The organism is Bacillus sp. FJAT-29814 (assembly GCF_001510715.1).
In the GTDB taxonomy this organism is placed as follows: Bacteria; Bacillota; Bacilli; order Bacillales; family Cytobacillaceae; genus Neobacillus.
Genome location: NZ_LMTJ01000003.1, coordinates 207,383 through 222,871 on the forward strand (window position 1 = coordinate 207,383; position 15,489 = coordinate 222,871).

Annotated in this window: 13 protein-coding genes; 10 read left to right on the forward strand and 3 right to left on the reverse strand. The window is 43.4% G+C overall.

All coding sequences use genetic code 11. The features are described 5' to 3' along the window. Positions 1 to 86: 86 nt before the first annotated feature. From AR334_RS08815 to AR334_RS08840, 6 genes are all read left to right on the forward strand, one after another. Positions 87 to 1,835 (forward strand): SulP family inorganic anion transporter, encoded by a 1,749-nt coding sequence (locus AR334_RS08815; RefSeq protein WP_066308327.1) that lies wholly within the window; start codon positions 87 to 89, stop codon positions 1,833 to 1,835. 25 nt (positions 1,836 to 1,860) lie between these two features. Next, positions 1,861 to 2,214, forward strand: a complete 354-nt coding sequence (locus AR334_RS08820) for a metalloregulator ArsR/SmtB family transcription factor (RefSeq protein ID WP_066308329.1) — start codon at positions 1,861 to 1,863, stop codon at positions 2,212 to 2,214. A gap of 153 nt (positions 2,215 to 2,367) precedes the next feature. Continuing rightward, positions 2,368 to 4,161: a TIGR04190 family B12-binding domain/radical SAM domain protein gene (locus AR334_RS08825; RefSeq protein ID WP_082692862.1), complete on the forward strand. Its 1,794-nt coding sequence runs from the start codon at positions 2,368 to 2,370 to the stop codon at positions 4,159 to 4,161. 377 nt (positions 4,162 to 4,538) lie between these two features. Next, positions 4,539 to 4,739, forward strand: coding sequence for a cold-shock protein (locus tag AR334_RS08830; protein ID WP_042463935.1), 201 nt, complete (start codon positions 4,539 to 4,541; stop codon positions 4,737 to 4,739). A 169-nt stretch (positions 4,740 to 4,908) separates the two neighbouring features. Continuing rightward, positions 4,909 to 6,054: an exonuclease SbcCD subunit D gene (locus AR334_RS08835; RefSeq protein WP_066308338.1), complete on the forward strand. Its 1,146-nt coding sequence runs from the start codon at positions 4,909 to 4,911 to the stop codon at positions 6,052 to 6,054. Further along, positions 6,051 to 9,188, forward strand: a complete 3,138-nt coding sequence (locus AR334_RS08840) for an AAA family ATPase (RefSeq protein ID WP_066308340.1) — start codon at positions 6,051 to 6,053, stop codon at positions 9,186 to 9,188. Before AR334_RS08835 ends, AR334_RS08840 begins: the two co-directional genes overlap by 4 nt. A gap of 328 nt (positions 9,189 to 9,516) precedes the next feature. Here the strand turns inward: AR334_RS08840 and AR334_RS08845 are convergent, their stop codons facing one another. Further along, positions 9,517 to 11,172, reverse strand: a complete 1,656-nt coding sequence (locus AR334_RS08845; RefSeq protein ID WP_066308343.1) for an FAD-binding dehydrogenase — start codon at positions 11,170 to 11,172, stop codon at positions 9,517 to 9,519. 130 nt (positions 11,173 to 11,302) lie between these two features. On the opposite strand from AR334_RS08845, the gene AR334_RS08850 reads away from it, so the two are divergent. From AR334_RS08850 to AR334_RS08860, 3 genes are all read left to right on the forward strand, one after another. Next, positions 11,303 to 11,884 (forward strand): uracil-DNA glycosylase, encoded by a 582-nt coding sequence (locus AR334_RS08850; protein WP_066308345.1) that lies wholly within the window; start codon positions 11,303 to 11,305, stop codon positions 11,882 to 11,884. A 230-nt stretch (positions 11,885 to 12,114) separates the two neighbouring features. Continuing rightward, positions 12,115 to 12,954, forward strand: coding sequence for an alpha/beta fold hydrolase (locus tag AR334_RS08855; protein ID WP_253701232.1), 840 nt, complete (start codon positions 12,115 to 12,117; stop codon positions 12,952 to 12,954). 61 nt (positions 12,955 to 13,015) lie between these two features. Then, positions 13,016 to 13,477 (forward strand): GNAT family N-acetyltransferase, encoded by a 462-nt coding sequence (locus AR334_RS08860; protein ID WP_066308346.1) that lies wholly within the window; start codon positions 13,016 to 13,018, stop codon positions 13,475 to 13,477. Positions 13,478 to 13,514: 37 nt separating this feature from the next. On the opposite strand, the gene AR334_RS08865 is transcribed toward AR334_RS08860, so the two are convergent. Together AR334_RS08865 and AR334_RS08870 are read right to left on the reverse strand one after the other, a co-directional pair. Further along, positions 13,515 to 13,991, reverse strand: coding sequence for a GNAT family N-acetyltransferase (locus tag AR334_RS08865; RefSeq protein WP_066308351.1), 477 nt, complete (start codon positions 13,989 to 13,991; stop codon positions 13,515 to 13,517). A 38-nt stretch (positions 13,992 to 14,029) separates the two neighbouring features. Then, a complete protein-coding gene (locus AR334_RS08870; protein ID WP_066308353.1) occupies positions 14,030 to 14,458 on the reverse strand; it encodes a hypothetical protein in 429 nt (142 codons plus the stop codon). Between the two features lie 86 nt (positions 14,459 to 14,544). Between AR334_RS08870 and coaW the strand changes: the two genes are divergently transcribed. After that, on the forward strand, positions 14,545 to 15,423 hold the full coding sequence (gene coaW, locus AR334_RS08875; protein WP_253701234.1) for a type II pantothenate kinase: 879 nt from the start codon (positions 14,545 to 14,547) through the stop codon (positions 15,421 to 15,423). Positions 15,424 to 15,489: the final 66 nt, after the last annotated feature.

Genomic DNA, 15,489 nt, shown 5'->3' on the forward strand with positions numbered 1-15,489 from the left:
TACCACTTGATATTAGTAATCTATTATTATATATTCAAATAATCAGATATACAAAATAACAAAATAAGAAGATAAGAAGGGTGAACATGTTTACTGACAAAAGGTTCCATCATTATTCTTTAAAGAGCGTGCCAAAAGATCTGCTCTCAGGGTTGATTGTCGGGGTCATCGCGATTCCCCTTGGTATGGCCTTTGCCATTGCTTCCGGAGTGAAGCCAGAGTATGGAATCTATACGACCATCGTTGCCGGGATTCTCATCTCCTTATTTGGCGGATCGAAGTATCAAATCGGCGGTCCGACCGGTGCTTTTATCCCGATCTTGTTCGGGATTGTCATGACCTACGGCTATGAAAACCTGCTGATTGCCGGATTTATGGCCGGAATTATTCTTGTGTTAATGGGCGTATTTAAGCTGGGCTCATTGATTAAATTCATCCCGAGGCCGGTCACGATTGGATTTACAACCGGGATTGCGGTCACGATTTTTACGGGTCAGATTGCCAGTTTCCTAGGATTAGAGGGTATTGAGAAGCACGAAGAATTTATAAAAAACATTGGGGAACTCGTGGTCCATTTGAGTACCATCAATATTTTCAGCGTCCTAACGGCGGCAATTTGTTTATTGACCATCATTTATACACCAAAAATCGCCCCAAAGATTCCCGGACCGTTACTAGGCTTGCTGGTATCGACCTTTATCGCGGCACTTTTGTTTCCAGGTGAGGTGGCAACGATAGGATCGGCTTATGGGCAGATTCCCAATTCATTGCCTAGCATCCAGATTCCCGAAATAAATCTGGACGTTATTATGAAACTGATTAAGCCGGCATTCATTATTGCAATGCTTGGTGGTATTGAATCGCTTCTGTCAGCAGTTGTTGCCGACGGTATGACTAACAGCAAGCATCACAGCAACCGGGAACTGGTTGGTCAAGGAATAGCCAATATGATTACCCCATTGTTTGGCGGGATTCCGGCGACAGGTGCGATTGCCCGGACAGCAACGAATATTAAAAACGGAGCCGTGTCACCTTTATCGGGAGTTTTTCACGGTATCGTCGTACTCTTAGTATTAGTATTTTTTGCACCGTATGCTTCCTATATTCCCCTCGCTAGCATGGCGCCCATCTTAATGGTGGTGGCTTGGAATATGAGTGAGCGAAAGGTGTTTGCCCATATTTTTAAAACAAAATCAACGGATTCACTGGTACTGGTTGTCACCTTTTTACTTACTGTGTTCGTCAACCTTACGACAGCAGTAGAAGTTGGCCTTGTCATGTCGGCTATTCTGTTTGTAAAACGAATGAGCGATGTGATGGTAACTGCAAAGGCATTACCAAACCCGCAAACAAATCGGGCAAAGGTCGAAACAGGGATGGTCACCGATACTCATGATTGTCCGCAAATCAGTATCTTTAATATTGAAGGGCCATTGTTTTTTGGAGCTGCTCTTAGCTTTGAAGAAACGATTATGAAGACCATCAACTACCGCCCTAAAATTCTGTTATTGAGGATGGGAAGGGTTCCCTTCATGGATACAACCGGGGAAGCGAATTTGTCGAGTATTGTTCGCCAGTTTTCCAAAAATGGTATAGTATTAATATCAGGGTTAAATCCTCAGCCGGAAAAGGTTTTGAAAAAGACGGGCTTATATGATGTCATTGGGAAAGAGCACTTTTTCGAACATACTGGAGAGGCCATTCAATATGCACTTGGTCAATTAAATAAAAATAAGTGTCTCGGCTGTAAGCATTTTGCGTTTAGAGAATGTAAAAAGCTGTCAGGTTCCGAGGCTGTGGAAAGATCGAAGCAGAAGTTAACCGCAACGATCTAGTAAATTAGGCAAAGGTGATGATGATTTGAATTTGGAAATGCAAAAATTTAAGGCAGAATTTTTCAAAGCACTGGCACACCCCTTAAGAATCCGAATATTAGAGGTGCTTGCAGAGGGTGAGAAAAGTGTCAATGAAATTCAAACCCATGTCGGCAGTGAAGGATCGGCTGTTTCTCAGCAACTGCAAATACTGCGGGCTAAAAATATTGTTTCCGGAACAAAGGATGGAAATAAAGTCATATATACGCTTAAGGACCCGATGATTATCGAACTGCTGGCGGTGGCTCGCCAAATTTTCAATAACCATCTGGTTGATACTATTACGATTTTGGACAGATTTAAAGATGATGAGGAAGTGCCGGTTGCGCCGAAGAATTAAGTTCTTCGGCTTTTTTCTATTTATAAGGTAAATACATAGTTATTGTTATAATTTGGAAATTATCGTTTTTTTGTAATATTTAACCCGTCACTTCGGCAGTAAATAGTATTACTATGAAGGTGGAACTAGATATTAAAGGAAGGTGATGGTCTGATGTATGACTTAGTGCTTCTGCATCCTCCAACCGTATATGATTTCAGGAAGGAGATGCTGTTTACAGGTCCAATCAGCGATGTGGTTCCTTCTTCACCCGTATTTGAAATGTACCCGATTGGGTTAACAAGTATCGGAGATTACCTGGAGCGATTTGGGTTAAAGGTGAAGATTATTAATATCGCCAACAGGATGCTGCTAAATCCAAATTTTGATGTTGAAAAAAAACTCAGGAAAATCAAGACGAAGGCATTTGGGATTGACTTGCATTGGCTCCCGCATGCCCATGGCAGCGTAGAACTTGCCAAAATAGTCAAGAAATATCATCCGGATACGCCGGTTATGTTTGGCGGCCTATCGAGCACTTATTTTCACAAGGAATTGATCCAATACCCATCCATTGATTTTGTCGTCCGCGGCGATACAACAGAGAAATTAATTCTTATGCTGCTGAACAAATTGGAGGCAGACGCGGACAGCTTTTTCGATATCCCAAACCTCACTTGGAAACGAGAGGGGAAGTATTATCATAATGATATGACCTATGTTCCCGACAGTCTCGATGAATTTGAACATCCAGGGTACCGATATGTTATTGGTTCGGTGTTTAAATATTTTAATCTGTTGGACCCATTACCCTATAAAGGCTGGCTGCAATATCCAAATACAGCGATTCTAACTTCAAAAGGGTGTACATACAATTGTTTGATTTGCGGCGGCTCAAGGGATGCGTATGAATTAAACTGCAATCGGAAGAAACTGGTCATGCGCTCCCCGAAAAAAATGCTCGAGGACATTGCCTTGATTCAGCGTTTTACCCGAGCACCAATTTTCTTGTTAAACGATATCCGCCAGGGCGGGAAGGAATACGTTGAAGAATTCTTGAGCGGATTGGAAAAAATGGATTTGAAAAATGAAATCGTTTTTGAGTTATTTAACTATGCCGATGAAGAATTTTTTGAGCGATTGAACCAGGCGATGCCCAAATATAGCATTGAATTGACACTGGAATCTGCAGATGAAGATATCCGAAAATATAACGGCAAACTCCCATGTACCAATGCCAAAGTAATCGAAATGCTACAATATGCACTCAAACATGGCTGTGCAAAGATTGATTTATTCTTTATGACGGGAATTCCCAATCAAGACTACGACAGTGCATTAAGAAATATCGATTTTTGTGAAATTATTCACAAGGAATGCGGCGAAAGTACGAAAATTTCCTACTTTGTGGCACCTTTATCGCCATTTCTTGACCCTGGCAGCCCCGCTTTTGAGAACCCGGAAAAATACGGCTATAAAAAGTTCTGTCACAAGCTCGAGGATTTCCGCGCGGCAATGAAACAGCCATCATGGAAAAATATGCTAAGCTATGAAACAAACAAAATGACACGCGAGGACATTGTCCGGGCAACCTATGATTCTGCATTAAGGCTGAATCAATTTAAGTACAGAAATAACCTCGTCTCGAAAGAAGTCCATGATGAAGTAGCCTATAAAATCGAAAAATCGGTGGACTTCCTGCGACAGCTGGACGAATTGGCACTTCTTCCACAGGAGGAGCAGGCTGCAGAGTTGGCAAAGATTAAAGAAGAGGTAGATCAAATTAACCGCCACAGCATTTGCGGAAAAAATGAATTGAAGTGGGAAGTTAAAAAGCTGTATGCGAATTTTCTCTCGCTCACTTACATTGGCTTTGAATTATTTGTGGATGACATGATTAAAAGGGTCAAATGCCGGCTTGGCATCATTGACCGGAATATTGTGGCTCCCAGTAATATAAGGAAATAGCGGATTAAAATTAAGGAAACCCATATATTTTTCAACAAAAATTGACAGCTTTCTTCATTGTGATTATAGACAACATGACTGATTAGACTGTTATCATCGGTCTGGGCTAGGAAATGATCCTTGGTTGGTGCCGTTTTCATTAGTTTCTAACGTCTTGGAATAGAATTGTGTCGTATTATGTAGCCTGCCCCTTTGTTGACATCAAATGAAATAAATGTTAAATTGTAAACAGCCGATTCACGAGATAAGATTTATGTTACAACTTCTTCAAGGTTTTAACCGATGTTTGGATGAGGTAATTAAAGTAAAGCTATCTACGTTGCAATTTGGTGAATTTTAAACACGGCTTGTCCAAGCCAATAGGAGGATTTTTTTTCATGAAAAACGGTAAGGTAAAATGGTTTAACTCAGAAAAAGGTTTCGGATTCATCGAAGGAGAAGACGGAAACGACGTATTCGTTCATTACTCTGCAATCCAAACTGAAGGTTTCAAAACTTTAGAAGAAGGTCAAGAAGTATCTTTCGAAGTTGTTGAAGGAGCTCGTGGACCACAAGCTGCTAACGTAACAAAGAAGTAATTCTAATGCTAATTATAACAGCCCGGCAACGCGCCGGGCTGTTTTTTGTTTGCCAAATTTCCCCTAGCCCCGTATGGCCCTCGTCATACTGGAATGAATTCCACCCCCCGGGACCCCCGCTATTTTGATATAATAGTAGCATTGAGAGTTTCATAATGGAGTGATACAGATGAAATTTATCCACACTGCCGATTGGCATTTGGGAAAACTGGTCCATGGCGTCTATATGACCAATAACCAGCGGGAAGTGCTCGAACAGTTTATCGAAGTCGTCGCGGAAGAGAAGCCAGATGCGGTGGTTATTGCCGGCGACCTATATGACCGTTCCGTCCCGCCGACAGATGCTGTCGAACTGCTTGATGAAATCCTGTTTAAAATCAACGTCGAGTTAAAAACGCCTGTTGTGGCGATTGCCGGTAACCATGACAGCGCCGAACGTCTTTCCTTTGGCAGCTCGTGGTACAAGCACAGCCAATTCTATTTAACTGGCAAGCTTACAAACAGCTTTGAACCGGTTCGGATTAACGGAGTAAACTTTTATTTGCTTCCATATGCGGAGCCAGGCGTTGTCCGACAGGTTCTTGGTGATGATTCCATTCATTCTCACCAGGAAGCCATGAAAGCGATGATTGGAAAAATCGAAGAAAACTTAAATCCTAATGAACCGAATGTATTGGTAGGGCATGCCTTTGTATTGGGAGGCCAGACCTCTGATTCCGAACGGGTTTTATCAGTTGGAGGCTCCGGCTGTGTCGGTGCGGAATTGTTCGAACCTTTCTCCTATACTGCACTTGGCCATCTTCACAGTCCTGACGCGATCAAACACGATAAAGTGAAATATTCCGGTTCGCTATTAAAATATTCTTTTTCCGAAGCAAAGCAGCGCAAGTCCATTTCGATTATTGAAATGGATGAAAAGGGGGACTTTTCGCATCGCTACCGCTCACTTGCACCCACCCATGACATGCGGGAACTGGAAGGGCACCTGGAGGAATTATTGGATCCGCAATTCTATGAAAAAGAACGGACCCATGATTATTTAAAAATTACCCTGCTTGATGAAGGGGCGCTGATTGATCCCATCAACAAACTGCGGCAGGTGTATCCGAATGTGCTACATCTTGAGCGGAAATTAGACATGACCGACCTGAAGAAAAAGCAATCGCTACAGGCTATTCGCAGTGAAAAGAAGTCGGAAATCGAGTTGTTTGAGCAATTTTATACCGAAATGACCACTTCTGAATTTTCGACACATAAAAAGGAAGCAATGGTTGAAATCATTGAGAAAGTCATGAAAGGAGTGGGGGTTGGATGAGACCTTTAAAATTGACCATGCAGGCGTTTGGCCCCTATGCCGAGACGGAGTCGATTGATTTTACAAAATTGGGAAACCGGACAATGTTTGTGATTTCAGGTAAAACGGGCTCAGGAAAAACAACCATTTTTGATGCCATCACCTATGCGATTTATGGAAAGGCCAGCGGCGAGGACCGAAATGGTCCTGAGCTGCGAAGCCAGTTTGCTAGAGACGACCTATTAACAGAGGTTTCGTTGGATTTTTCGCTTCGAAACAAAAGGTACTGTATTACCAGGTCCCCACAGCAGTTAAAAAAGAAGGATAAAGGTGACGGGTATACGCAAATCGGTGCCAAGGCTGAGCTGTATGAGTGGAGCACTGATGGTGAGAAATCTTTATTGGCTTCAAAAGTCAATGATGTCGAGGAAAAAATTAAAGAAATTATGCTGATCGATGCCAACCAATTTCGACAGATCCTGATGATTCCACAGGGAGAATTCCGCAAATTGTTAACCTCAGACAGCAAAGATAAAGAGGTCATCCTGCAACGGCTGTTTCATACCCAGCTTTATAAAATGGTGGAGGACAAGCTAAAGGAAGAAGCAACACAGTTGAAAAAGTCAGTCGAGGACCAGGTCCAAGCACGAAATGAAGCGATTCGCCGGATTCAGGCCGTGACAAATGAGGAGCTTCGGGAATACCTGGAAGCGGGCAGTGTGAATGACACGATTATCATGCAGCTTCTGGAAATTGAAATTGCCGGAATGGCCGAGCAGCTTGAAAAATTGAAAGATATACTCAATGAAAAGTCTACTGAACGCGACCGGATTAAGGCACAGCTATTTGAAGCGGAAGCGATTCTCAAGCAGCTGCAGACGAAAGAGGAATTAAAGCAGGAAAAAGCCCGGCTCGAGTCCCAGGAGGATTTTTTCAAGGAAGTCGATGTCCAAATTCAGCGGGCACAGCGGGCGGCGTTGCTGGCTAAACAGGAAGAACTCTGCCACCGGCTAAAGCGTGACGCCGATCTATATGAGACCAATGTCAAAGCCATCAAAGAGGAAATCACAAAGTATACAGCGATGGTTGAAACATACGATGCCCAGCTCCAAAAAGAACAAGACCGAGAAGGGGAGCGTCAGGCTGCGCTTGATGAAGTGAATCGGCTAGTAAATATGAAGGACGATGTATATTCCTTTGCGGCATTGGCAAAGGAAACAGCCAGAACAGAAGGTTTGCAGGCTGCGGCCAAGGAAAAGCTGCAACAGCTTGAAAAACAGCTTGAGGGGAACGAGGCGAGAGCTAAGGTACTGCAAGCCAAGAAGGAAGAAATTGAAAAAGGGAAAATTATCTACCTTGAGAATAAAGCCAAGCTTGACAGGCTGCAAACCGAGTTTGACCGTCTTGAAAAATACGAGACTTTACTTGGACGTCATCGTGAGTCAGTTGGAAAGCTTCAGGCCATTTCTGGACGCTATGAAAATACTGCGGCAAAATTGGCGGATGCCCGTGCGTTAGTGGAGGAACTGGAACAAAAATGGCTTTATGGACAAGCCTCCCTGTTGGCAGCAAATCTTCACGCCGGGGAAGCATGCCCTGTTTGTGGTTCCGAGCATCATCCCGCTCCAGCCAGCTTGAATGACCATGGTCTCCCAAGTGAGGAAGATCTCAAGGCCGCAAAGGCTGATGCGGTCAAATGGGAAAAAGCAAAATCTGCGGATGAATCGCTGCTGTATCAGTGTCAGTCAACCGAGAAAACGGCCAAGGAGGCACTTGAAGAAACTCTTGCCGGAATTGTCACGCTGCGGCCAGGTTTTACCGAAGAGGACCTCAGTTTCGTTAAAGGTGATGTGAAAGCAGAAAGAGCAGGGCTTATGCAGGCTCAAAGTAATCTGGAACAGCAAATTAGGCTATTTGACCGTGTCATTCAACAGTTGGCCGACATGGAAAATGAAAAGCACAACCTGCAAAACCAGAGTCAACAAGCTGCTGCCGAGGTAACAGAGCTAACGATTCAATTTACAGAAAAGAAAACAAATTTGACAAGATTGATGAATGCGATTCCGGAAAATCTTCGTACTGAGGCCGAATATGAAAGAGTATATGCCGCCTCTAAAAAGCGTCATGAACTATTAGTGAAACAGCTCGAGGAGGCTGGGAAACGCCTGCAGGCTGCGAAGGAAAAGCTTACCACTGAAACTGCCAGATTACTCGATGCTGAAAAGCTATTGAATGGCAAGCAGCAGGAGCTGTTGACAGAGCGGGAAGTCTTTAAGACAAATCTTTCGGAACAAGGTTTTGAAAATTACAATGTGTACCACGCTTCCAAACGCACAGAAACTGAGATTCAGAGATTAAGTGCGGAATTGCGCGACTATCGGGAGAGACTTCGTTCTGTATCGGACAGGTTAAGAGAACTGACCGATCTCCTTGCAGATGTGAAGGTTCCAGATGTTGCTGGCTTAAAGGCTGAGCTTGACAGAATTGGCAATGGAATTGAAGGTCTTAACCATGAACATACAAACCTGTTTGTGAAAAAGCGGGATAATGAAGAAATCTACAGCCAGGTAGGGCGCTTTAATGAAAGTATGAAGGTGCTCGAGGAGCGTTATAAGCTGATTGGCCACCTGTATGAAATTACAAAAGGGCAGAACAGCTTCCGGATCACCTTTGAACGGTACGTGCTGGCGGCATTTTTGGATGATATTCTCCGTGAGGCGAATTACCGGTTGCGGAAAATGACTTCTGGGCGGTATGAATTGTTGCGTAAGACTGACAGGTCCAAGGGAAATGCCCAGAGCGGGTTGGAACTGCTTGTCTTTGACCAATATACCGGCCAAGAGCGTCACGTCAAAACGTTGTCCGGCGGCGAAAGCTTTAAGGCCTCGTTGTCATTGGCATTAGGTCTTGCCGATGTGGTGCAAAACTACGCGGGAGGGGTCTCTCTGGAAACGATGTTTATCGATGAGGGATTTGGCACATTAGACCCTGAATCCTTGGATCAGGCAATTGAAGCGTTAATGGACATCCAAAGCAGCGGCCGTCTGGTCGGGATCATTTCGCACGTTCCGGAATTAAAGGAACGCATCGATGCCAGACTCGAGGTAATTGCCGGTCAAACTGGAAGCCGGACAGAGTTTGTGTTTACGAATTAAAATTGACAGCGAGGAGCTTTTAACTCCTCGCTGTTTTTTACTAAATAGATAGTTTGATATGGCGGTGGTCAGGTAGAAAGGTTGTACGTGCCCGATTTTTGGAAAAAAGGAAGTGGGAGGTCACGTAGCGGGGCTGTACGTGCCCGATTTTTGGAAAAATGGAAGTGGGAGGTCACGTAGAGGGGTTGTACGTGCCCGATTTTTAGAAAAAAGGAAGTGGGAGGTCACGTAGAGGGACCGTACGTGACCGATTTCTGGAAGAAAAGGAGTAGGTGGTCACGTAGAGAGCCTGTACGTGACCATACTAGAAAAAATTGAATTAAAAAAACTATTGTAATTCCTTTGCTAGTGCCCGGCCCGCCTGTCTTCCCGTAAACAAACAGCCGCCGAGAAAGGTGCCTTCCAACGAGCGGTAGCCATGGATACCACCCCCACCAAAACCGGAAACCTCACCTGCTGCATAAAGTCCTGGTACTGGATTACCGGACGAATCTAGGACTCTGCCAGATAAATCAGTTTGTAGTCCGCCCAGTGTTTTACGGGTGACAATATTTAACCGAACAGCAATTAATGGTCCTGCCTTAGGGTCAAGAATCTTGTGAGGCTTCGCGACCCTGATCAGTTTATCGCCAAGGTAGTTTCGGGCTGTCCGCATTGCCGCAATTTGCAGGTCTTTGGTAAATTTATTATCCATTTCCCGGTCACGTGCTTTTATTTGCCGCTCAATTTCTTCCAAAGAAAGCAAGTTATCTCCGGACAGTTTATTCATCCCATCGACTAATTCTCGAAGTGTATTCGCAATTACAAAATCCTCACCATTATCCATGAAGGCCTGGACCGGAGCGGTCGCCCCCGGAAGAACCCGCGACAATACCTTTTTAATGCTCTTTCCGGTCAAGTCTGGATTTTGCTCCGATCCGGAGAGGGCAAATTCTTTTTCAATAATCTTTTGGGTTAAAATAAACCAGGAATAATCGTAGCCGGATTTCATGATCGCTTCGAGCGTGCCAAGCGTGTCGAATCCAGGGAAATTTGGAGTTGGGAAACGCTTTCCGTTTGCATTAAACCAAAGGGAGGAAGGCCCAGGCAGAATCCGAATTCCATGCATCGGCCACACTGGATTCCAGTTTTTTATTCCTTCCGTATAGTGCCACATCCGGTCGCGATTGACAATTCGCCCGCCAGCAGCCTCGGTAATGGCCAGCATCCGGCCATCGACATGCTCCGGCACCCCGGAAATCATTCTTTTTGGAGCGTCTCCAAGTCGGGAAGGCCAATTTTTCCGGATTAACTCATGATTTCCGCCAATCCCGCCGCTTGTAACCATTACCGCTTGGGAATGGCACTCAAAGCTTCCAATGACTTCACGAGAACTTGATTCGCCGCGTTTAGCATTACTTGATACAAGGATATCACCACGGGCACCAACTACTGCACCTTTCTCGGTTATTAATTCATTAACGCGGTGCCGCGGCCGGTAATCGACAAGGCCTTCGTCCATCGCTTTTCGAACTCTTTCCTCAAAAGGCTTTACCAGTCCGGGGCCTGTTCCCCAGACAATATGGAACCTGGGCACGGAGTTGCCATGACCCTCGGCAAGATAACCGCCGCGCTCCGCCCAACCAACCACCGGGAAAAAGCGGACACCCATATTATACAACCACTGACGCTTCTCGCCAGCAGCAAAATCAACATATGCCTTGGCCCATTTTTTGGCCCAAATATCTTCGTCATCTTCGCGGTCGAATCCAGCGGAGCCAAGCCAGTCCTGCCATGCGAGTTCCTTTGAATCCTTAATTCCCATCCGCCGTTGTTCCGGTGAATCGATAAGGAATAACCCGCCAAACGACCACCAGGCTTGTCCTCCTAGCGAGGCTTCAGGTTCCTGGTCCAAAAGAAGGACCTTTTTTCCGGCTTCAGCAAGCTCAGCAGTTGCCACCAAACCAGCCAGTCCGGCCCCAACTACGATCACATCATATTTCAAATTTCTCCCCCCTTACAAATATATCTCTTTAGTACCAAATCGTATTGTAAGTTTGCTGAAAAGTCAATTATTATTGGGGTTCAGATAAAAAGGGAAAAATGAAATTGAATTAACCAATGGGGGGATTATTATGTCTGACTACTGCCCGGTGCTTTGGCCGGAGGAACCGACTCCGGACCATCTTAAAAATTGCAGTGAATGCGGTCTCGACAAGCATGGGTCGCGGATGGTATGGGGAGAAGGAAATCCGAATGCTCCAATTATGATTCTGCTCGATAATCCGGGAGCCCGTGAAGACCGTGAAGGAAATCCATTTGTATGCGGCACCAGGCAAACTCTCCAAAATGGAGCCCATCATGTCGGTTTAACCATGGATGATTTATACGTAACCTGGATATTAAAAAGAAAGCCTATTAGGGCCTATGACAAGGAACATGTTCGGCAAATTTGTATGAATCACCTAGATCAACAAATAATGGAAAAACAGCCAAAACTGATTATTTGTTTGGGAAATGTCGCGGTTCAGTCTTTTTTCAACGATAAGGATGCTGAGGTGAAAGCGCTACGGGGCACGATTCATCAGATCAACGGGTATCCAACTGCTGTGGGTTATCACCCACTGGCGGTACGGCGCCGTCCGAATCTATGGTCTGTTTTTGAAAATGATTGGAAGGTCGCTGCCGATTATTATTATTCTAAAAGCAATACTTAATTTTATAAGTGTTGCTTTTTTATTTTCATGGTAATATTTTACTAGCAACCAAGAAAATGGCCAGAAGATATCCCAATGATTTTAAGAGAAGAGGAAAAACAATGTTTAAAAGATTCACTCCAACTATAAACAGTGAACATGCAGTAGCGGAATTGCAAAAAGTTAGGATTGGCGGAGTCGACTAATGGCTGCTAATTCGTGGGGAAAGTATAGAAAACCCTATATTATTAATGCTTCACGGCGGTCCGGGCGCGGCTCAGATCGGCTTTAATCGGGAATACCAGCAGGAACTGGAAAAACATTTCATAGTCGTAAACTGGGACCAACGAGGTTCAGGCTTGTCCTTTTCAAAATCGATTCCAAAAGAATCGATGAGTGTGAATCAATTTTTAAACGATGCAATTGAAGTAACTGTATATTTAAAGACAAGGTTTCAAAAAGAGAAAATTTATTTAATTGGGCACTCATGGGGCAGTATTCTGGGGATGCTGGCAATTCATAAACATCCGGAGCATTTTTTACATTATTTTGGTGTTTCCCAGGTTGCAAGTATGCGAGATGCTGAAGAATTATCTTATAACCTCATTTTGGAAAAAGCGAAGGAAAACAACGACCAAAAAGCGATTAACGATTTGACCATGATCGGAAAACCGCCATGGAAGAGCTTAAGGCATGATAAAGTTCATCAAAAATATGTGGATTTGTTTGGCGGCGGCATTTCACATGATGGGAAACTGGTAAATGTATTTGTTAAGCAACTTTTAAAAAGTAAGGAATACACTTTCTGGGATGTTATTAATCATTTAAGAGGGCAGCTATTCAGTATGAAAGCAATGCTTGTTGAATTGAGAGATTTAGATATACGGGATGTCATTCACAATGTCGAAGTGCCAGTTACCATCATCATGGGTAGACATGATTTAACGGTGCCGCATGCCCCAACACAAGAATTTTTCGACCAATTGCAGGCTCCTAGTAAAGAATGGTTAACCTTTGAAAGTTCGGCTCATTCGCCGAATTATGAAGAATTGGAGAAGTTCACGCAAATTGTCGTGTCAAAACTATGTTAATTTAGTAGATAGATAATTCATTTAAAGAAATTAACAAAAATTTAAAAAAGGAATTGACTTTATGATCCAAATAATCGACTTTCAAAACAATCAGGTAGTTAAAGAACTCTTTGACCTTCAAAGGGCTTCATACCTTGTGGAAGCAAACTTAATCGGCTTTGAAGAGATTCCGCCTTTAAAGGAGAGCTTTGAAGAACTTATGAATTGTGGAGAGTCTTTCCTGGGGTATTTTGAAGGAGAAGAATTGGCTGGTGCAATTTCATACACAATCAACGGACAAGAGCTCACCATTTGCAGAACGGTGGTTTCCCCAAATCATTTTAGAAAGGGAATTGCTCAAAAACTATTAAAAGCTGTCGAGGACACACATAACGATATTCCAGTTTTTAAGGTTTCTACCGGCAAAGATAATTACCCTGCGAAAAATTTATATCTAAAAGATGGCTTTACATTAGTGGAGAACATAGAAGTTGCACCCGATTTCTTTATAAGTACTTTTGAAAAAAGAAAGGTAGATAAGTGATGAACGGGGTGTCTAAACTGGGCACCCCGTTATCCTTTTATAGCACGGTCTCGAACTCTTGAATCGTTCTTTTATGGTCGTCAGTTGTTTCAGTGTAGCTTCCCCCGGTGAATTGTGAGATAGTCCTCCGCCAGAATGCTTTCGCAGGTTCGTTTTTTTCAATTTGCGTAATATGCCATTTTCCCGGGAACATGTTGAAAATTTCAGTTGCAGCGATTTTTCCATAACCCATTCCGGCATATTTGCGAACGATGAAGAATTCTAGTATGGTGTTCGGTTCTGTTTCTGTGGCGCTTTCAACCAAAGCAAACCCTATTAGCTCGTTGTCCTTTTTAATAAAAAACGCGTGATGGTTGGGGCGCTCCCAAAAGAGCGTTAAATCGAAGGGTTTGTAAGCTCCGTTTTCCTCCAACATGATGGAAGGAATATATTGACTAAATTCATAAATATAAAATTGCATAAGATCATGCAAAGTATACGCCTCTTCTTTTAACACTTTTACTATTCTAATCATGTTTGGCCTCCTAACTTACTTCTCTATTAAAATTTAAGCTATTGCGATAAAGCTGGGTGCTCGGTCAGGTAGTTCGTCAATTCCTGCAAGTCCTGCGACTCATGTACAACGCCAATATTGTCAAAAACAATGAAGGCCGTTTTTTTCTTAATATGTAGATTGGGATAGATTTTTTTTGCCATATCCCATTCCGGTAAACTTAAAATATTTTTTACTGCAGTTGTAATGGTTTGATTTTCCTCAACAGGTGCCCCATCATCCTGAATTCCCACGACCAAAAGTGAATAGGTTTGATCATCCTCAGCCAAAAGGTTGGGGTAAGGAAAAGGTTGGTTAGGATCTTTTTCTTGAGTTTTCTGCTGGCTTGCCTCACTTTTAAGTTTTGAATCAGCAGCCTTTGGTTCACTGTTTTGACAAGCGGTTAATAACAATAAACCTGCCAGAATTGGTGCAATCAATTTTTTCATAGTAATCTTCCTTCTGTTAAAAAATGTCCTTTCTAAAAACATAGCACATTATGAAAAACAAATACCTTTGTGATTGTGGAGGATTAGTGACAACAAAAGCAGGAAAAATAAAAGATATGTCAAAAAGAACAATATACATTTTTGGGGGAGTGATCGAATTGCAACAGGTTAAAGCAGGGATTGACGCTGGTGGGACATTATTAAAAATTGCTTACCAGGAAAACGGTGCTAAGCACTATAGAAAGTATCCGATCGGTGAAATGGAATCGGCTATTTCATGGTTAAAAATGATGGCGCCGGATTTAGGTGTTGCTTTAACAGGCGGGAAAGCCCATATCGTCCAGCAAAAATTTTTCCCGGATGGGTTGATGGTGCCGGAGTTTCAGGCTACATGTGAAGGTGCCCGGCTTCTCTTGCTTGAAGAAGGGAAGAAGCTGGATGCACCGTTTATCATTGTAAATGTCGGGACCGGGACGTCTTGGCATTTGGTTAATGGGGAAAAGTATGAGCGCATTCTTGGCAGCGGAATGGGCGGAGGTACGTTTATGGGACTTGGAGCATTGTTAACGAATGAAGCCAACTATGAAAAATTCACTGAGCTGGCTGCAAGTGGCCAAAAGGGTAATCTTGACCTGCTGGTGAAGGATATTTACGAATCAGATCAAGCGCCGATTAATGGTGACTTAACTGCAGCCAATTTTGCAAAGGGATTATCTGTTAAGCACAGTCCAGCAGACAGGATGGCCGCTTTGGCCAATATGATTGCAGAAACGATTATGTTATTAACCCTGCAGGCAGCTGCAATCCATAAGGTAAAAGAGGTCGTGTTTATCGGAAGTTCGTTAATTGACAATCCTTTGTTAAAGGGTACGCTTAACAATTATATGACGATGCTAAGTTTGGATGCCATCTTTTTAAAAAATGGTGAATATTGCGGAGCGCTAGGTGCGTTTCTATCTGTTTGAAAAATGTTCCCTTGAACATTCAAGCCAATAAAGCTACAGTAGAGGAGAAGACGTTAAAGAAGGTGG

Coding starts and splice junctions, on each gene's coding strand:
- AR334_RS08840 (WP_066308340.1), top strand. CDS start 6,051: ATGAGACCTTTAAAATTGACCATGCAGGCGTTTGGCCCCTATGCCGAG.
- AR334_RS08835 (WP_066308338.1), top strand. CDS start 4,909: ATGAAATTTATCCACACTGCCGATTGGCATTTGGGAAAACTGGTCCAT.
- AR334_RS08865 (WP_066308351.1), bottom strand. CDS start 13,991: ATGATTAGAATAGTAAAAGTGTTAAAAGAAGAGGCGTATACTTTGCAT.
- AR334_RS08850 (WP_066308345.1), top strand. CDS start 11,303: ATGTCTGACTACTGCCCGGTGCTTTGGCCGGAGGAACCGACTCCGGAC.
- AR334_RS08860 (WP_066308346.1), top strand. CDS start 13,016: ATGATCCAAATAATCGACTTTCAAAACAATCAGGTAGTTAAAGAACTC.
- AR334_RS08830 (WP_042463935.1), top strand. CDS start 4,539: ATGAAAAACGGTAAGGTAAAATGGTTTAACTCAGAAAAAGGTTTCGGA.
- AR334_RS08870 (WP_066308353.1), bottom strand. CDS start 14,458: ATGAAAAAATTGATTGCACCAATTCTGGCAGGTTTATTGTTATTAACC.
- AR334_RS08855 (WP_253701232.1), top strand. CDS start 12,115: ATGCTTCACGGCGGTCCGGGCGCGGCTCAGATCGGCTTTAATCGGGAA.
- AR334_RS08815 (WP_066308327.1), top strand. CDS start 87: ATGTTTACTGACAAAAGGTTCCATCATTATTCTTTAAAGAGCGTGCCA.
- AR334_RS08825 (WP_082692862.1), top strand. CDS start 2,368: ATGTATGACTTAGTGCTTCTGCATCCTCCAACCGTATATGATTTCAGG.